The 16,185-nt window shown below is 71.4% G+C and carries 25 protein-coding genes; 11 read left to right on the top strand and 14 right to left on the bottom strand.

The genetic code is table 11. From position 1 onward, the window contains the following. Positions 1-39: 39 nt before the first annotated feature. Positions 40-231: a hypothetical protein gene (locus tag RIF93_RS04930; RefSeq protein WP_309089015.1), complete on the top strand. Its 192-nt coding sequence runs from the start codon at positions 40-42 to the stop codon at positions 229-231. A 9-nt stretch (positions 232-240) separates the two neighbouring features. Here the strand turns inward: RIF93_RS04930 and cysQ are convergent, their stop codons facing one another. Continuing rightward, entirely contained in the window at positions 241-1,014 is a 774-nt protein-coding gene (gene cysQ, locus RIF93_RS04925) for a 3'(2'),5'-bisphosphate nucleotidase CysQ (protein WP_309089013.1), read from the bottom strand. Between the two features lie 26 nt (positions 1,015-1,040). After that, the gene (locus RIF93_RS04920) at positions 1,041-1,235 is read right to left on the bottom strand and encodes a DUF3553 domain-containing protein (protein ID WP_309089011.1); all 195 of its coding nucleotides are present in this window, start codon (positions 1,233-1,235) and stop codon (positions 1,041-1,043) included. Between the two features lie 66 nt (positions 1,236-1,301). Here RIF93_RS04920 and chpT point away from each other — a divergent pair, with 66 nt between their 5' ends. The 3 genes from chpT to RIF93_RS04905 are packed head-to-tail and all read left to right on the top strand — an operon-like array spanning position 1,302 to position 3,216. After that, the gene (gene chpT, locus RIF93_RS04915) at positions 1,302-1,985 is read left to right on the top strand and encodes a histidine phosphotransferase ChpT (protein WP_309089009.1); all 684 of its coding nucleotides are present in this window, start codon (positions 1,302-1,304) and stop codon (positions 1,983-1,985) included. A 35-nt stretch (positions 1,986-2,020) separates the two neighbouring features. Next, the gene (locus RIF93_RS04910) at positions 2,021-2,413 is read left to right on the top strand and encodes a response regulator (protein WP_309089007.1); all 393 of its coding nucleotides are present in this window, start codon (positions 2,021-2,023) and stop codon (positions 2,411-2,413) included. After that, the gene (locus tag RIF93_RS04905) at positions 2,410-3,216 is read left to right on the top strand and encodes a protein-glutamate O-methyltransferase CheR (protein ID WP_309089005.1); all 807 of its coding nucleotides are present in this window, start codon (positions 2,410-2,412) and stop codon (positions 3,214-3,216) included. Before RIF93_RS04910 ends, RIF93_RS04905 begins: the two co-directional genes overlap by 4 nt. A 64-nt stretch (positions 3,217-3,280) precedes the next feature. Here the strand turns inward: RIF93_RS04905 and RIF93_RS04900 are convergent, their stop codons facing one another. The 4 genes from RIF93_RS04900 to RIF93_RS04885 are packed head-to-tail and all read right to left on the bottom strand — an operon-like array spanning position 3,281 to position 6,040. Further along, positions 3,281-3,418, bottom strand: coding sequence for an entericidin A/B family lipoprotein (locus tag RIF93_RS04900; protein ID WP_309089003.1), 138 nt, complete (start codon positions 3,416-3,418; stop codon positions 3,281-3,283). 42 nt (positions 3,419-3,460) lie between these two features. Then, complete coding sequence (locus RIF93_RS04895) at positions 3,461-5,176, bottom strand: sensor histidine kinase (RefSeq protein WP_309089001.1); 1,716 nt, start codon at positions 5,174-5,176, stop codon at positions 3,461-3,463. 16 nt (positions 5,177-5,192) lie between these two features. Further along, the gene (locus RIF93_RS04890) at positions 5,193-5,792 is read right to left on the bottom strand and encodes a sigma-70 family RNA polymerase sigma factor (RefSeq protein ID WP_309088999.1); all 600 of its coding nucleotides are present in this window, start codon (positions 5,790-5,792) and stop codon (positions 5,193-5,195) included. Continuing rightward, positions 5,792-6,040 (bottom strand): NepR family anti-sigma factor, encoded by a 249-nt coding sequence (locus RIF93_RS04885; RefSeq protein WP_309088997.1) that lies wholly within the window; start codon positions 6,038-6,040, stop codon positions 5,792-5,794. Before RIF93_RS04885 ends, RIF93_RS04890 begins: the two co-directional genes overlap by 1 nt. Before the next feature lie 169 nt (positions 6,041-6,209). On the opposite strand from RIF93_RS04885, the gene RIF93_RS04880 reads away from it, so the two are divergent. Further along, on the top strand, positions 6,210-7,010 hold the full coding sequence (locus RIF93_RS04880) for a response regulator (RefSeq protein ID WP_309088995.1): 801 nt from the start codon (positions 6,210-6,212) through the stop codon (positions 7,008-7,010). Positions 7,011-7,092: 82 nt separating this feature from the next. On the opposite strand, the gene RIF93_RS04875 is transcribed toward RIF93_RS04880, so the two are convergent. From RIF93_RS04875 to RIF93_RS04860, 4 genes are all read right to left on the bottom strand, one after another. Continuing rightward, positions 7,093-7,410, bottom strand: coding sequence for a hypothetical protein (locus RIF93_RS04875; RefSeq protein WP_309088993.1), 318 nt, complete (start codon positions 7,408-7,410; stop codon positions 7,093-7,095). A 10-nt stretch (positions 7,411-7,420) separates the two neighbouring features. Beyond that, the gene (locus RIF93_RS04870) at positions 7,421-7,642 is read right to left on the bottom strand and encodes a hypothetical protein (protein WP_309088991.1); all 222 of its coding nucleotides are present in this window, start codon (positions 7,640-7,642) and stop codon (positions 7,421-7,423) included. Between the two features lie 405 nt (positions 7,643-8,047). Then, the gene (locus tag RIF93_RS04865) at positions 8,048-8,494 is read right to left on the bottom strand and encodes an OmpA family protein (RefSeq protein ID WP_309088989.1); all 447 of its coding nucleotides are present in this window, start codon (positions 8,492-8,494) and stop codon (positions 8,048-8,050) included. A gap of 111 nt (positions 8,495-8,605) precedes the next feature. Continuing rightward, a complete protein-coding gene (locus RIF93_RS04860; RefSeq protein ID WP_309088987.1) occupies positions 8,606-8,947 on the bottom strand; it encodes a YMGG-like glycine zipper-containing protein in 342 nt (113 codons plus the stop codon). A 127-nt stretch (positions 8,948-9,074) separates the two neighbouring features. Between RIF93_RS04860 and RIF93_RS04855 the strand changes: the two genes are divergently transcribed. From RIF93_RS04855 to RIF93_RS04845, 3 genes are read left to right on the top strand one after another with little or no spacing between them, the layout of a single operon-like run. After that, complete coding sequence (locus RIF93_RS04855; protein WP_309088985.1) at positions 9,075-9,416, top strand: hypothetical protein; 342 nt, start codon at positions 9,075-9,077, stop codon at positions 9,414-9,416. Positions 9,417-9,434: 18 nt separating this feature from the next. After that, a complete protein-coding gene (locus RIF93_RS04850) occupies positions 9,435-10,301 on the top strand; it encodes a diacylglycerol kinase family protein (protein WP_309088983.1) in 867 nt (288 codons plus the stop codon). Between the two features lies 1 nt (position 10,302). Next, entirely contained in the window at positions 10,303-11,091 is a 789-nt protein-coding gene (locus RIF93_RS04845; protein ID WP_309088981.1) for a metallophosphoesterase, read from the top strand. On the opposite strand, the gene RIF93_RS04840 is transcribed toward RIF93_RS04845, so the two are convergent. The 3 genes from RIF93_RS04840 to RIF93_RS04830 form a co-directional block, all read right to left on the bottom strand. Continuing rightward, entirely contained in the window at positions 11,088-11,273 is a 186-nt protein-coding gene (locus tag RIF93_RS04840; RefSeq protein ID WP_309089040.1) for a DUF1328 domain-containing protein, read from the bottom strand. The genes RIF93_RS04845 and RIF93_RS04840 overlap by 4 nt on opposite strands. 70 nt (positions 11,274-11,343) lie before the next feature. Continuing rightward, a complete protein-coding gene (locus tag RIF93_RS04835) occupies positions 11,344-11,733 on the bottom strand; it encodes a hypothetical protein (RefSeq protein ID WP_309088978.1) in 390 nt (129 codons plus the stop codon). 7 nt (positions 11,734-11,740) lie between these two features. Further along, positions 11,741-12,049 carry a hypothetical protein gene (locus RIF93_RS04830; protein WP_309088976.1) on the bottom strand — a complete coding sequence of 103 codons (309 nt, stop codon included), beginning with the start codon at positions 12,047-12,049 and terminating at the stop codon, positions 11,741-11,743. Between the two features lie 129 nt (positions 12,050-12,178). Here RIF93_RS04830 and RIF93_RS04825 point away from each other — a divergent pair, with 129 nt between their 5' ends. Then, positions 12,179-13,591 carry an HWE histidine kinase domain-containing protein gene (locus tag RIF93_RS04825; protein WP_309088975.1) on the top strand — a complete coding sequence of 471 codons (1,413 nt, stop codon included), beginning with the start codon at positions 12,179-12,181 and terminating at the stop codon, positions 13,589-13,591. A gap of 196 nt (positions 13,592-13,787) precedes the next feature. Here RIF93_RS04825 and RIF93_RS04820 read toward each other — a convergent pair whose 3' ends face one another. Beyond that, a complete protein-coding gene (locus RIF93_RS04820) occupies positions 13,788-14,999 on the bottom strand; it encodes a CoA transferase (protein WP_309088974.1) in 1,212 nt (403 codons plus the stop codon). 77 nt (positions 15,000-15,076) lie between these two features. Here RIF93_RS04820 and RIF93_RS04815 point away from each other — a divergent pair, with 77 nt between their 5' ends. Together RIF93_RS04815 and maiA are read left to right on the top strand one after the other, a co-directional pair. Next, positions 15,077-15,757: a fumarylacetoacetate hydrolase family protein gene (locus RIF93_RS04815; protein WP_309088972.1), complete on the top strand. Its 681-nt coding sequence runs from the start codon at positions 15,077-15,079 to the stop codon at positions 15,755-15,757. Continuing rightward, positions 15,757-16,185, top strand: a 429-nt coding sequence (maiA, locus tag RIF93_RS04810; RefSeq protein WP_309088970.1) for a maleylacetoacetate isomerase, incomplete at its 3' end; no start/stop codon positions are given. The genes RIF93_RS04815 and maiA, both read left to right, overlap by 1 nt.

Genomic DNA, 16,185 nt, shown 5'->3' with positions numbered 1-16,185 from the left:
GCGGGTTAAGCCCCTAGAATGCAACCGGGAATCCCGCCGATGTCCGCTGCCACGGCCGCGCTTCGACCCTTCCTCTGGCTGGCGGCGATCGCCTTCCTGATCGGGTTCTTGAGCTACCTGGCTCTGGGCCGGCCCGGGCCGGCTATGGCCCACCCTACCGAGGACGCAGGATGGTCCGCCACGGTGTCGGCCCCGGTGTCCGACGAGTGGAACACCCCCAAGCACATCTGAGGTCGGGTCTCAGGCGCCGCCGCGGGCCACGAACCAGCCGTTCCGGAAGCCCTTGTCGGCCTTGCCATAGGCGAAGGTCTCGCCCTCCAGCGTCGTCAGCCGTCCGCCGGCGGCCTCCAGCACCGCATGCCCGGCGGCGATGTCCCACTCCATGGTGGGCCCATGGCGCGGATAGATGTCGGCGGCGCCCTCGGCGATCCGGCAAAGCTTGATCGAGGAGTCCATCGGCTCGGTCCGGGCGAAGCCGTAGCGATCCGTCAGGTTCTGGATCTCCTCGGCCTTGGCCGTGTGGCTGATCAGGGCCAGCGCCGTCTCGGGCCGCCACGGCCGCACGCCCACCGGCTGGGCCGCGCCGCCCTGCACCCGCTTGAGGGCCTGTCCGCCTTTCGTGAACCAGGTCTCGCCCGTCGGCGGGGCCGAGACCGCGCCCGCCACAGGGCGGCCGTCCTCGATCAGGCCGATATTGACGGTGAAGTGGGTGTCGCCCCGAACGAAGGCCTTGGTGCCGTCCAGCGGATCCACCAGGAAGAACACCGGCCCGATGGCCTCGGGCGCGCCGAACTCGCTGGCGTCCTCTTCCGAGACGATCGGCACGCCCGGAAAGGCGGCGGCCAGCTGCTGCAGGATCAGCGCCTCGCCGCGGCGGTCGGCCTCGGTCACCGGGCTCTCGTCGGACTTGCGGTCCACGGTCAGGCCCGAACGCCACAGCGGCAGGATCACGCCCGCGGCGGCCTCGCAGATCCGGGCCAGCGTCTCGCCCACGTCGGTGTCGGAAAGTCTCAACTCGTCCCTCGATGCCTTCCGGGGCCTCAGGCCCTCGGATCGTCGCTCACGAACACCAGCCGGACGACGGCGGCGTCGATGGTCTGCTTGCCCGCGTTCTCGAAGTTCACGGTGACCTTGCGGCCGACCACGGACTGCACCTGCCCGACGCCCCAATCGTCCTGCGTCGGGTGGCGCACGAGGACGCCGGGCTCCAGGAAGGGATCCGAGAACGGCTCCATCGACGGCTGTATTAGAGAGGGCCCGCGGTTTTCCAAAGGCTCAAATCACGCCAAGGTCCGCCGGCCATGACCGACACCCCCGACGCCGCCCCGGAAGTCCCGCCAGCCGGCTCCGCGCCCGCCATCCGGACCGCCGAGATCGCCGCCTATCTGGCGGCGCGGATGTGCCACGACTTCATCAGCCCGGCGAGCGCCATCGTCTCGGGGCTGGACCTGCTGGAAGACCCCTCCGCCCAGGACATGCGCGACGACGCCATGAGCCTGATCGCGACCTCGGCCCGCAAGCTCGCCGACCTCCTGGCCTTCTGCCGCGTGGCGTTCGGCGCCTCGGCCTCGGCCGAGACCTTCGACGTCCGCGAGCTGGAGAAGCTGGCCCAAGGCGTCTTCGGCCATATGCGCGCCGAGCTGAACTGGACCGTCGAGGCGCCGGCGGTGAACAAGCCGGCGGCCCGCACGCTCCTGAACCTCGCCCAGATGGCCGGCGCCGCCCTGCCCACCGGCGGCACGGCCCGCGTCCGCGCCGTGCAGGAAGGCGCGTCCCTCGCCCTGGCCGTCGAGGCGGTGGGCCCGCGGGCCCGGTTGCGTCCGGAAGTGCTGCGCGGCCTGCAGGGGGAGGCGCTCGGCGAGGGCCTGCACGGCCACTGGGTCCAGGCCTACTACGTCCACCTGTTCGTCACCGACGCCGGCGGGCGCGTGTTCGTCGACGTGAACGAAGAGCGGATCGTCTTCGCCGCGACCCTGCCCGCCTAAGGCGCGCGTTAACCCTCTTGCGCCACAATCCGCCCTTGGGAAAGGGGCGTCCGAAAGCCGTGAAGACCTGCCTGGTCGTCGACGACAGCCGCGTGATCCGCAAGGTCGCGCGCCGCATCCTGGAGGATCTCGGCTTCGAGGTCGCCGAGGCCGCCGACGGCGTCGAGGCCATGGCCTGGTGCCATGCGGCCATGCCCGACGCGATCCTGCTGGACTGGCGGATGCCCGTCATGGACGGCCTGGAGTTCGTCCGCCGCCTGCGCAGCGAACCCGGCGGGGACCGGCCCCGGGTGGTGTTTTGCACCGTCGAGAACGACCTCGCCCGCATCCGGGAAGCGTTGGACGCCGGGGCGGACGAGTATGTGATGAAGCCGTTCGACGGCGAAATCCTCTCGGCGAAGCTCGGCTTCGTGGGGCTGGCCGCGTGATCAGCCTCGAGGACCGGGAGCTGGTCGCCGCCGTCTGCGCCTCGCGCGCCGGCCTGCGGGTCGATCCGGACAAGGCCTATCTGATCGAGAGCCGTCTGGCGCCGGTGGCCCGGCGAGAGGGCTTCGGCTCGCTAGCGCAATACATAGAGACCGTGCGCCTGCGCGGCGAGGAGCGGCTGGTGTGGGCGATGGTCGAGGCGATGGCCCCGCCCGAAACCGCCTTCTTCCGCGATCCCCAGGTGTTCGACGCCCTGGTCCGTGAGGTGCTGCCCGAGCTGGTGCGCCAGGCCGCCGGCCCGGTGCGCGTCTGGAGCGCCGCCTGTGGGGCCGGCCAGGAGATCTATTCGCTGGCCATGCTGCTGGCCGAACAGCCGGCGCTGGCGGCCCGGGTCGAACTCTTCGCCTCCGACCTCTCCGAGCGCAGCCTCGAGAAGGCGCAGGCGGGTCTCTATTCGCAGTTCGAGGTGCAGCGCGGCCTGCCGGCCCGCCGGCTCGTCCGTCACTTCGAGCGCGAGGGCGAGTTCTTCGCTCTCTCGCCCCGCATCCGCCAGATGGTGCGCTGGCGCCGGGTCAACCTTTTGGACGACCTCTCGCGGGCCGGGCGCTTCGAACTGATCCTGTGCCGCAACGTGCTCGCCGGCCTGACCGGCGAGGCCCGCGAGCGGGTGCTGGAGAACCTGACGGGAGCGCTCGCGCCCGGCGGCCGGCTCGTGCTGGGCCTGACCGACCATGTGGAGGCCTGGATGGACCCGGTCGCCGCCGAGGCGGGGGTCTTCGCCATCGGCCAGGCGGCCGCCGCCTGAAACGGCAAGAGCCCCGCCGCTTTCGCAACGGGGCTCCGCAAAGCTCCGGTCCTTAGGACCGGGACTAGTTCTTGGCGTCTTCAGCCGTGCTCTTCACGGCCGAGCCGGCGGCTTCCACGTCCTTGCCGGCGCCCGCCACGGTGTTGCAGGCGGCGACGGCCATGCTGGCGGCGAGGGCCGCCATCAGGAAAACCTTACGCATCAGGGGAATCTCCGGAGTTTGCATCTGGCGTCGCCGCAACGCCTAGGCCGCAGCCTGGTTCCCTTGGATCGGCGCGTGGCCGTCGGCGGCGGGCGTCGGGAACAGCAGGCGGGCGGTGACGCCGCCGCGCGCGTTGCGCACGATCTCCACGCGCCCGCGCAGCTGCCGCGCGAAGGCGGTCATCAGCGTGCGGCCGACGCCCGACGCGGTCAGGCCCTCGTCGCTGGCTGCGCCGTCGTCCGAGATCGCCAGCTCCGCCTCCTCGCCGCGGACGGTGAAGTCCACCGTCAGCATGCCGCCGCGCTGGGCGAAGGCGTGCTTCTGGGCGTTGGTGATGGCCTCGACGGCGAACAGCGCCAGCGGCGCCAGGCGGTCGGGGTCGATGACCAGCGGGTCGACCGAGAGCTGAGTCTGCACCGCCGGGCCGTGGATCATCTCGCCGGACACCAGCTGGGCCGTGAGCTCCTCCAGGAACGGCCGGAGGTCGACCCGCTTCAGGTCCGGGCCCTGGTAGAGGGCGCGGTAGATGAGGGCCAGGGCCGTGATCCGCTGGCGGGTGTCGCTCATGGCCGAGCGCGCCGCGGGGTCGGACAGCGAACGCTGCTGCATGTTCAGCAGGCTGGAGATGACCTGCAGGTTGTTCTTCACCCGGTGGTGGATCTCGCGCATCAGCGCGTCCTTCTGGGCCAGGCTGTCGCGCAGCGAGGCGTCGCGCCCGACGATGGCGTCGGCCATGTCCTCCATGGTCTCGGCCAGATCGCGGATCTCGGGCGGCATCTGTTCGGCCTGCACCGGGCGCACGCTGAGGCGGCCGCGGGCGTAGAGCGCCGCGATCCGCTGCAGATAGGCGATCCAGCGCACGACCACCCGATCGGTCACGACCGACACCGCGGTCAGCGCCAGGCCGAAGGTCAGGAGCGGGAAGAGGATGCCGGTCAGCGGGTTCAGCCAGGCCCACGACAGGATGCCCGGCGAATGCGCTGACAGCACCACATAGACCTCGTCGCCTACGACTGGCGCGGCGGAATAGACCCGCCGTCGGCCTTCGGCGTCGCGGCCGTACCAGACGAGCGAGCCCTTGGCCTTCACCTTGGCCCGCCAGTCCTGCGGCAGGCGGGGGAAGACGCTGGGCGTCGTCATGGTGATGTATTCGCCGGTCTTGTCGACCAGGCCCACCTCCGCGCCGGGCGGCAGGGATGGATCGGTCACCGCCGGCTGCAGGCTGGAGAGCGCGATCACCGCCGCGAACGCGCCGTCGAAGCGGCCGTCCGGCGCCGTGGCCCGGGCCGCGGCCAGGACGGCGGGCTCGCTGGCGTAGGCCGAGCCCGGATCGCGGGTGATGGTCAGGCCCTCGCCGCCCGCCAGCCGCTGGAACCAGGGCCGGCCGGCCCGCTGGGCGTCGGGCGGCACGCTGCCTGCGGCGCAGACCACCCGGCCCTGCCGGTCGAACCGGATCAGGTTCACGTAGCCGGGGATGCGGCGGGTCACCTGGGCCAGCCGCTGGGCGCATTGGAAGCCCACGGCCCCCGGCGCCAGCGTCTGCAGCAGGATATCGGCGCCTTCCATCCGCGCCCGCGCCGTGGCGGCGCTGCGTTCGGCCGCGAAGCCCAGGTTCTCGCGCAGAACCCGGCCTTCCCGTTCGAAGCCGATCACGGACTGCAGCACGCCCAGCGCCAGCACCGGCAACAGGGCGGCCGCCAGCGCCGCGATGAGGCGGACGCGGATCGTGCTCAGCGAGGCTGAGGGCAGGCGGAACATTGGCTGTTTCCCGTCCTTAGCGGACGGTGCTTAGCCGCTCCGCATCCGCCAGGATAGAGCGCATGGCGTCCCCGGCGGCGGCGCCGTCGCGATCGTACGCGCCCTCGTCCAGGATGGCGTGCAGCGCCCGGCGAGCCCGGCTGACGCGGCTCTTCACGGTGCCGACGGCGCAGCCGCAGATCTCGGCGGCCTCCTCGTAGGCGAAGCCGCCGGCGCCGACCAGGATCAGCGCTTCGCGCTGTTCCGGCGGGAGCATGGCCAGACCCTGCCGCAGCTCGTCCAGGGCGACGGGCGCTTCCGGGTCGTCCACCGCCACCAGGGTCCGCTCGGCGGCCTCCTGGTCGAGCTGGCTCTGGCGCCACGACCGGCGCTTCTCGGAGTAGAACTGGTTGCGCAGGATCATGAAGGTCCAGGCCTTCATATTCGTGCCCATCTGGAAGCTCTGGCGGGCGTCCCAGGCCTTCATCATGGCGTCCTGCGCCAGGTCGTCGGCCGCGGCGGGGTCGCCGCACAGCGTGCGCGCGAAGGCCCGCAGGTGCGGGATCAGCTGGACCAGCTCGCGCTTGAAGGCTTCGTCGTCCGAGGCCTTGCGCTCGACTTGCGGAAGAGCCCCCATCAACGGTCCCCCGTGCCGCGTTCGTCGGCCCTGCGGAGGATGTCCAGGAATTCGTCCGGGACCTTCTCGTTGACGACCTCGTCAAACATCTGGCGCAGGCGCACGCCGATCGCCTGCTGACGCAGGCGGGCTTCGTCCAGGGCCGCAGACGGCCGGCTACGATCCGGTGAAGGACGTTGTTCTATCATGTCGTCGGCGCTCCGCTCGCGCGGCGGCCGCCCCCTCGCTAGTTCCTTGTCGCCGTCCAACGTCTCAACTCACGTTCGGGTTCCCACGGAGGAAACGACAAGATGCGGAAAACCTGCCGATTAGGGAACCGGTTCCATTCGCTGGCGTTTTCGGACCATCATGCAGCTGACGGGGCGGAGCCCCCGTCGCCTGCTGCGCTTTCGATCCGAATCTCGGGAGGGGTCACCTTTGAGTCTGCTAGCCCGCCTTGCGCCGCATCTTCCCTATGTGCGCCGTTACGCCCGTGCGCTCACCGGCGATCAGGCCACCGGCGACCACTATGTCCGCGTCGCCCTTGAAGCCCTCGCGGCTGGCGAGCGGGTGCTGGAAGCCAGCATGACCCCGCGCGTGGCGCTCTACCACGTGTTCCACGCCATCTGGTGCACCTCGGGCGCCCAGCTCGAAGGCCCGCAGGAAGACGACATCTCGGCCGACGACACCACCCGTCGCCTGATGCGCATCGCCCCGCGCTCGCGCCAGGCCTTCCTGCTCACCGCGCTTGAAGGCTTCACCCCGTCGGAAGCCGCGCAGATCCTGGGCGCCGACTTCGCCGAGGTCGAGCGGCTGATCGCCGAGGCCCAGGCCGAGATCGACGCCGAACTCGCCACCGACGTCCTGATCATCGAGGACGAGCCGGTCATCGCCGCCGACATCGAGGCGCTGGTGAAGGAGCTGGGCCACACGGTGGTCGACATCGCCGCCACCCGCACCGAGGCGGTGGACGCCGTCGCCCGCAAGACGCCCGGCCTGGTGCTCGCCGACATCCAGCTGGCTGACGGCTCGTCGGGCATCGATGCGGTGAAGGACATTCTGGCCCGCTACGACGTGCCGGTGATCTTCATCACCGCCTTCCCCGAGCGCCTGCTGACCGGCGAGCGCCCGGAGCCCACCTTCCTGATCACCAAGCCGTTCCAGCCGGAAACCGTGAAGGCGGCGATCGGCCAGGCCCTGTTCTTCCATCCGCGCAAGGCCAGCAAGCAGGCGGCTTAGGCCGCCGCTTCGGTCCCAAACACCAAGGGCGCCGCTCCGGACGGGAGCGGCGCCCTTTTCTTTTGTCCGGGAGCTCGCCGGCTCAGGGCGTGGGCGAGGTGGGGTTCGGCCGCTCGCCGCCGGCCGGCGCCAGGTTGTCGGGGGCGTTGTTGCCTTCGACCGCCGAGTTGATCGGGGCTGGCTCGGGGGCGTTGAAGACCGGGGCCTCGGCCGCCGGGCCGTTGTTGGAGTTGGTCGACTGCAGGTCGCCCGCTCGCCAGGTCCAGGCCGCGAACAGCGCGAGCGCCGCCAGCAGCGTGCCGAACAGCAGGACCCAGAAGACGTGCCGGCCCGAACGGCCCTGCCGCGCCCGCGTGGCGCCGACGGCCGGTCTGGAAGTCTCGCGCGTCGTAGGCGCCATGAAAGTCTCCTTACTGATACGGGAAATAGCTGAAGGGGCCGGTCTCGACGGCGCCCCGCGGATCGGGTCTGGCGGTCAGCATGCCCACCGCGCCGCTGACCAGGGCCAGCGCCAGCATGCCGCCGGCGACCATCCAGCGGCGCCGCGCCACCTGTTGCCGGTAGCTCGGCGTCTTCATCAGCCGGACGCCGCGCCGCGTGCTGAGCGGACTGGACGCGAAGGAATTGCGCATGGTCGAGCCCTCTCCTCGCAGGCGGGCTTCTCGAGACCCCCGCCACGGGGCGAAACGTCCGGAGCGGGAGCGTCGTTCCGCGCGTCCGGCAAAGCCTTGCAAGGGATTGAACTTGCGGGACGATTTCGCGGGCGAGCCGCCCGATCCGCCGATGCGCCGCGCACGCTCTCGCCGCCGCGAAAAAATTCCTGAAAAAAGTTGGCCCTGTCCGGAACGCTTCCAGGGCTTTGGTGTTCTAGACCATGCGGAGGCGGCGACGCCCCCCCCGACTTGAGACTGGCGAGCATGCCAGTCTGCCGTCTCCGCACCCCTTTTCTCGATGATGCACACTGGGCGGGCCGCCAGGCCCGCCCTTCTTCTTTGTGCGCGCGGCGGGCCGCGGGCCCGCCTCTCCGAGCGGTCCGGCTACTTCGCCATGTGCAGGGTGACGTCGACCCGCCGGCGCAGCGGGGCGGTCCTGCCGTCCGTCGTCACGGCGCCCGCCTGGCCCGCGGCCGCGACGTTGAACTCGGCGGCCGGCAGCTGGGCGGCCACCAGGGCGGCGGTCACCGACTGGGCGCGCTTCTTCGAAAGTTCGAGATTGGCGTTCGGATCGCCCGCCGCGTCGGCCAGGCCCAGCACGCTCACGCGCCCAACCGTGCAGCCGCGGGTCATGGCGGCGGCCTCGCGGATCACCTGCCGGCCTTCGGGCGTCACTTCGGCCACGTCCGGCTCGAAGTAGATCTGCACCGTCTGGTCCTCGCAGCGCGGCGGCGACTTCACCAGCCGGTCGCGCGCGTTGCGTACCGTCTGGCAGCCGGCCAGAGCCACGACCGCCGCCATCATCAGAACCGTCGTCCTGGTCATCCCCATCAGCCCATCCTCCCGATCGGCCCCTGCTGGGCCTCTGCCGCTCGCACGACAAAGGGCGGCCGGACACAGTATCCGACCGCCCTCGCCGTCTTGAATCAGGCGTTCAGCCCGTTAGCGGGGCGTGCCGTTTTCCCAGTAATAACGGCCCGTGCCCGGGTCGTAGTAGTAATAGCGGCCCGCGCGCTCATCGTAGTACTGGCGCCGGTTCGAGGGCGAGGCCCCGCAGCCGCCGTCTTCACGGCAACCCTTCACGGCGCCCGCGACCGCGCCGACGCCGGCGCCGACAGCCGCGCCCGTGCCGACGCCCACGTCGCCCGACACCGCGCCGATGGCGGCCCCGGTGAGGGCGCCCAGCGCCGCGCCGCCGACGGCGTTCGCTTCCGTATTCCCGCTGGTGGTGCAGGCCGACGCCAGAACGCCGGCGCCCACGAGGGCGATAAGAGGCTTGAGCATTCCTTGGCTCTCCTTACGTGTCCCCCACGGCCTCCCAAACGCCTCCACAGCTTCACAGTTCCGCCGGAACCAAGGGGAAGGCACGCCGTTGCATCGCCCGGACGCCCCTTGAGAGGAGGCTGGAGACGTGGCTGCACACACCCTCGACAACGATCGCTCCCGGCGCGACGCTGACGACCGAGCCGACCTGCGGGAGGCCTACGAACGGGGCCGGCGCGACGCGCTCGCCCGCCGCAAGCGGCATCCGGTCCTGATGACCTTCACCATCGTGGCCGCGCTCGTGGGCGTGGTGCTGATGGCGCTTGCCGCCATCAACGGCTCCTTCGGCGGCGCCGGCAAGGTGGTCGACCAGAACCTGTCCGTGGCGGCCGACAAGGCTGAGCCCGTCGTGCGTGACGCCGCCGGCGACGCCGGTCGTGCGATCGGCGACGCCGCCGACCGGACCGACACGGCCGATCGTCCCGGCTAGCTGGCCGGGGAGGGGGCGGTGACGGCCATCCGCCGCGTTGAAGTCATCGCGAACGTGGCGTCCGGCAGCGTCGACGACGACGCGCCGGCCGAACTTCAGAAGATTTTCGCCGACTACGGCGTGCCCGCGAATGTCTGCGCGCCCACGACCGACGAGCTCGGCGACTGCCTGCGCCGGGCGGTCGACGCGGCGCCCGACCTGCTGGTGGTCCTGGCTGGAGACGGCACGGCCCGCGCGGCGGCCGAGCTGTCGGGGCCCGACGGTCCGGTGATCGCCCCCTTGCCGGGCGGGACGATGAACATGCTGCCTCATGCGATCTACGGCGTGCGTCCTTGGCAGGACGCGCTCAGCATCGCGCTCGCCCAGGGTGAGGTCCGCGACCTCGGCGGCGGCGAGGTCGAGGGCCACCGCTTCATGGTGGCCGCCATCCTGGGCTCGCCCGCCCTGTGGGCGCCGGCGCGCGAGGCGGCGCGCTACGGCCGCAAGCGCCTGGCCTGGACGCGCGCCAAGCGGGCGCTGCGCCGCGCCTTCACCGGCCGCCTGCGCTACAGCCTCGACGCGGGTCCGCGCGAAAAGGCCGAGGCCATGGTCTTCATGTGCCCCACCACCTCCCGCGCCCTCGCGGACGAGGAGCACGCGCTCGAGGCCGCGGCCCTCGACGTGAAGGGCGTCGCCGACGTGATCCGGCTGGGGGTGAACGCGCTGGTCCGCGACTGGCGCGACGACCCGGCCGTCGAGAGCCGCCGCTGTCAGCGGGCCCGGATCTGGTCGGCCGAGGGGATCCCCGCCGTTCTGGACGGCGAATCTGTGCGTCTGAAGGCGGCCACCGAGGTCCGCTACGAACGAGCCGTGGCGCGGGTGCTCACCATTCCCAAGGACGTCTGACGTGACCATCCGTCTGGCGCACCTTTCGGACATCCACTTCGGCGGCGAGAACGAGGCGGCGGTCGCCGCGGCCGCGGAGCGCCTGACCCGCGAACACTTCGACCTGGTGATCGTCTCGGGCGACCTGACCCGCTACGGCGAGAACTGGGAGTTCGAGAAGGCCAAGGCCTGGCTGGACGGCCTGCCCGAGCAGCGGCTGGTGACGCCGGGCAACCACGACGCGCCGTACCTGGCCTGGATCGAACGGGTCTTCACGCCCTTCCGCCGCTTCGAGCGCTGGATCGGCGCGGCGCCGGCTCAGACCTGGCTCGGCGGCGGCTTCGCGGTGCGCGGCGTCAACACCGCCCGCGGCGCCCAGCCCCGGCTGAACTGGTCCAAGGGCCAGATCTCGCTGCGCCAGGCGCACGAGGCCGCGGCCTGGTTCGACGACCAGGCGCGGGACTGCGTCCGCATCGTGGTCGTCCATCACCCGCTGATCGAGATGCTGGGCGGTCCCATGACGGCCAAGGTCTGGGGCGGCGAGGCGGCGGCCAAGGCGTTCGCCGAGGCCAAGGTCGACCTCGTGCTCTCCGGGCACATCCACGCGCCCTTCACCTGGCCCTATCCGTATGGGGACGGGCGCACCTATGCGGTGGGCGCGGGCACGCTGTCGGTGCGCGAGCGCGGCGTGCCGCCGGGCTTCAACATCGTCGAGGTCGAGGACGGCTGCTTCCGCGTCACCGCCCTCGCCTGGACGGGCTCTCACTACGAGCCCTATCGGACCTGGTCGCTGGACCGGCGGCCGCGCTAGAGCGGGCCGGGGCCCGTTCCCCGGCCGCGCACCAGATGCAGCACCAGCGACACCAGGAACAGCACCAGGAAGACGACGAAGATCACCTTGGCGATCTCGATCGCGGCCCCGGCCACCGTCGTGAAGCCGAGGACGCCGGCGATCAGCGCCACCACCAGGAAGGTCACCACCCAACCGAGCATGGGATATCTCCAGCGCAGGCGAAGCTTGGCCTGCGTCATGGCAACGCCTCGAGCTCTGCCGTGTTCCGCCCTACTTCGCCTCAGGCTTTGCGGCGGTCCCGGCGATCACCGCGCTGACGATGGCCGAAATCACGCTGGGATTGCGCACCAGCAGGGTCACCAGGGCGGCAGCCGCGCCGGTGGCGACCAGCGGACGGGCCTTGGCCATCTCGATCAGCCGCTCGACCAGCGAGGTCTCCTCGACGGTCTCGGGCGGCGGCAGCTTGCGGACGGCGACCGCCGCCACGGCTGCGGCCACTGCGGCGAACGCCAGGGCCACCGTTGCGGCCGCCCCCGCCGGGGGCAGCCAGAGGCGGCCCACCGCATAGAGCGTGAACGCCGCCGCGACGATGCAGACGACGACTGCCGCGGCAATCGCCGCAAAAGCCGCGGCGAGGGCGAAGAGGCGCTTCAGGATCAAGGCGCGTCTACGGGCGGCGGGTCTGCTGAGCCAGCAGCAGGCCGATCACCACGCCGACGCCCAGGGCGAGGCCGGTGGCGGCCAGCGGCCGGGCGCGAACCTGTTCGCTGACGTATTCCGAGGCGTCCTCCAGCTGCTGGCCGGCGGCGTCGGCGTAGACGCGGCTCTGGGCGCGCAGCTGCTCCAGGCCCTCCTGGACAGCGGCCTCGATGCGCTGAGCGGCCTCCGCCAGCACCCGCTGGGCCTCGGCGGTGAGGCCGGCGGCGTCGTTGGCCGGGGCGGCGTCGTCGGGCGTGAGCTCGTTGGCCTTGGGCATGGCGGAAGCCTCCGGAGAGCTTGGCTGTTTGGGGCTCCAACATAGGCGGCCCCGCCCCGTCCGCAAACACCAACCGCCGTTGCGTCAAAACCGGTCGCGTCCTTCCCCGCGTTTCCCTATGTTCGCCACATGACGCGAGAGCTGGACCGCAGTCCGGACCGCCGCCGCCTCGATCTGGCCCTCCAGGCGGCGGGCCTGGGCGAGTTCGAGTGGGACATCGCCCGTGACGTCTTCGTGATCAGCGAACGCATGGCCGCGATCACTGGCCTGCCGGCTGGCGAAGCCCCCGCCGAGGGCGGCCGGGCGCTGCAGACGCATATCCATTCGGACGACCTGGAGACCGTCCTCGCCGAGCGCGAAGCCGACCTTGCGGGCCGCAACGCCTTCGACGCCGAGTTCCGCCATGTCCGCCCCGACGACGGCCGCACCATCTGCGTCCGCGCCGCCGGCGTGATCCTGCGCGACGACGCGGGCCAGCCGATCAGCGTCACCGGCATCGTGCAGGACATCACCGCCCGCCGGCGCGAGGACGAGCAGCGCCAGGAGCTGATGGCCGAGCTGGACCATCGCGTGAAGAACGTGCTGGCCACGGTCCAGGCGCTGGCGATCCAGACCGCCAAGCGGACCACCTCGCTGCAGGCTTTCCTCTCGAACTTTGGCGGCCGGCTGAAGGCCATGGCCTCGGCCAACGAGCTGCTCACCGCCGCCCGCTGGCGCGGCGCCGCCGTCGAGCACCTGGTGGCGGCCGAGCTCAAGGCGCTGGCCCCTGGCCAGGTCCGCTCGGAAGGGCCCGAGCTGTTCCTGACCCCGCGCGCGGCCAACGCACTGTCGCTCGCGCTGCACGAGCTGGCCGCCAACGCCGTCAAGTTCGGCGCGCTGTCCGTCGACAGCGGCCAGGTGCACGTGCGCTGGTCCCCGCTGCCCGCCGGCGGATTCGAACTGGTCTGGACGGAAAGCGGCGGGCCGCGCGTGGTCCCGCCCCGGCGGCGTGGCTTCGGCTCCACCCTGCTTGAACAGGTGACCGGGCGCGAGCTGAACGGCGAGGCGATCGTCGAGTACCAGCCGGCCGGCGTCCGGGCGCGGCTGAAAGCCGGCCCGCAGGCCGTGGCGCCCCGGCCCGAGACAGTGCCCGACGCGCCGACGCCCCGGGTCACAGAGACGGTCGTCACCTCCAGCGGCCCGGCCAGCCTCAAGGGCTCGCGCGTGCTGATCGTCGAGGACGCGGTGCTGCTGGCGCTGGAGCTTGAAACGGGCCTGTCCGAGGCCGGCGCCGAGGTGGTCGGACCCGCCTACGAGCTGGAAGAGGCCATGGCGCTGCTGGACCGGCCGATCGACGCCGCCGTGCTGGACGCCAACCTCAACGGCCGCTCGGTCATGCCCGTCGCCGAGGTGCTCTCGCAGCGGAACATCCCCTTCGTCTTCGCCACCGGCTACGGCGAGAACGGCGGCGCGCCGGGCGGCTTCGACGCGCCCGTGATCCGCAAGCCCTACGACGTCACCCAGGTGGCCGCCGCCGTCGCCGAGCTGCTCGCGGCGTCCTGACGCGCGGCAGGACGCCCTGAGACAAGGCGCCGCCTCGGCTCCCCTACAGCTATGCCTTACACACCGGGCTCAGGAGGCCCGCGGCGCAGTCGCGGGGGCCGGACCGGCGGCCACGGGAGATCGCCCGGATCAAGCGACCCTCACTTCGGAGTGCGGTCCGCGGCATAGGTCGCGGGCCGCGTTTCATTTCCGGGCCTCAGATGACGCCCTTGGCGCGCAGCGCCGCCAGCCGCCCGTCCGAACATCCCGCCCGGGCCGCCAGCACCTCGTCGGTGTGCTGGCCCAGCGCCGGCCCCGGCCAGCGCACGCGGCCCGGCGTCGCCGACATCTTCGGAAAGGCGTTCTGCATCTTCACCCGACCGAACACCGGATGGTCCGTCTCCACGATGGCCTCGCGGGCGGCGTACTGCGGGTCCTCCAGCATGTCAGGGGCGCGATAGACCCGGCTGGCCGGCACGCCCTTCGCCTCCAGCAGCGTCAAGAGCTCGTCCAGCGTCCGTTCGCCCGTCCATCCGGCGACGATCCCATCGAGTTCGGCCTGGTTCTGGCCTCGGCTCGCATGGTCGCGGAAGCGCGGATCGGCCGCCAGTTCGGGCCGGCCCATGGCCTCCGCCAGCCGCGCGAACACCGTGTCGCCGTTGCCGCCGATCAGGATCATCTCGCCGTTCGCGCAAGGATAGGCGTTCGACGGCGCTATGCCCGGCAGGATCGAACCCGAGCGCTCGCGCACATAGCCGGTCAGGTCGTACTCGGTGACCAGGTTCTCCATCACCGCCAGTACGCTCTCGTAGAGAGCCGCGTCGATCACCTGGCCCAGGCCCGTCCGCTCGCGGTGGTGCAGGGCCATCAGCACGCCCATGGCCGCGTGCATCGCGGCCAGGCTGTCGCCGATGGAGATGCCGGCCCGCGCCGGCGGCCGGTCGGGCTCGCCGGTGACGTATCGCAGCCCGCCCATGGCCTCGCCGATCAGGCCGTAGCCGGCGCGCTGCGAGTAGGGGCCGGTCTGACCGAAGCCCGACACGCGCGCCATGATCAGCCGCGGGTTGATTTTGGACAGCGCCTCGTAGGAGAGGCCCCACTTCTCCATGGCGCCGGGCCGGAAGTTCTCGATCACCACGTCGGCCTGGGCGATCAGCGCGCGGGCGATCTCCTGGCCTTCCGGCGTGCGCAGGTCCAGGCCCACGGACTTCTTGTTGCGCCCGATCACCGGCCACCAGGGCGAGAGCCCCTTGGGCAGGCTGCGGCCCCACTGGCGCATGGGGTCCCCCGTCTTCGGGTCCTCGATCTTGATCACCTCGGCGCCGAAGTCGCCCAGGATCTGGCCGCAGAACGGCCCGGCGATCAGGGTCCCCATCTCGATGATGACGAGGTCGGCCAGCGGGCCTCTAGCGGTTTCGGTGTCGCTCATGTCCTCGCCATAACTCAGGGCGAGGTTGACGCAAGGTAGGGTTCACAGCGCGCGCCGACCGGCCTAAATGCGCGGCCATGGCCGAGTTCGCGATCGCACCCGCCCCCGTCCCCACGGTCCCGGTCGAAGGGGAGGCGGCGGTCTTTCCGGTTCGCCGGATCCTCTGCGTGGGCCAGAACTACGCCGCCCACCGGGCCGAGATGGGCGGCGACGACCGCAATCCGCCGTTCTTCTTCTCCAAGCCTGCCGACGCCGTGGCGCCGCCGGGCCGAGACCCGGCCTATCCTTCCGCGACCGCCAACCTGCACCACGAGATCGAGTTGGTGGTCGCCATCGGCAAGGCCGCCCGGAACGTCTCGCCCGACGCCGCCCTCGACCTGATCTTCGGCTACGCCGTCGGCGTCGACCTCACCCGCCGCGATCTGCAGGCCGCCGCCAAGGGCAAGGGCCAGCCCTGGGACAGCGCCAAGGGCTTCGACGACAGCGCGCCGATCTCGGCCATCCGCCGCTGGTCGGGCGCGGTCCCTGCCGGCCGCATCCGCCTGTCGGTGAACGGCCAGGTCCGCCAGGACGCCAGCCTGACCGACATGATCTGGAACGTCGCCGAGATCGTCTCCGAGGCCTCGAGGCTCTGGGCGCTCGCTCCCGGCGACCTGATCTTCACCGGCACGCCGGAGGGCGTGGGTCCGCTCGTGCGCGGCGACCGCGTCGAAGGCGAGGTCGAGGGCGTGGGCCAACTCTCCTTCACGGTGACCTGATGGCTTTCGTCCTGCACAGCTATTGGCGGGCCACCGCCCCCTACCGCGTCCGGATCGGTCTGAACCTCAAGGGACTGCCCTACGACTACGCGCCGGTGAACCTGCTCAAGGCCGAGCAGAACGCGGACACCTACGCCGGGCTGAACCGCCAGGAGCTGTTGCCGGCGTTGCAGACGGGCGACGGCCAGGTGCTAACCCAGAGTCTCGCCATCTTGGAATGGCTCGAGGAGGTTCACCCGGAACCCGCCCTCCTGCCGAAGGACCCTTTCGAACGGGCGACCGTGCGGGCCATGGCCGCGATCGTCGCCTGCGACATCCACCCGCTGAACAACCTGCGCATCCAGAAGCAGCTCACCGCGCTCGGCGTGGACGACGCCGGCCGCACCGTCTGGACGCAGCGCTGGATCAACGACGGTTTCCGAGCCCTG

Source organism: Phenylobacterium sp., from assembly GCF_031181185.1.
GTDB lineage: Bacteria > Pseudomonadota > Alphaproteobacteria > Caulobacterales > Caulobacteraceae > Phenylobacterium.
This window is presented reverse-complemented; position numbering and strand designations above follow the sequence as displayed.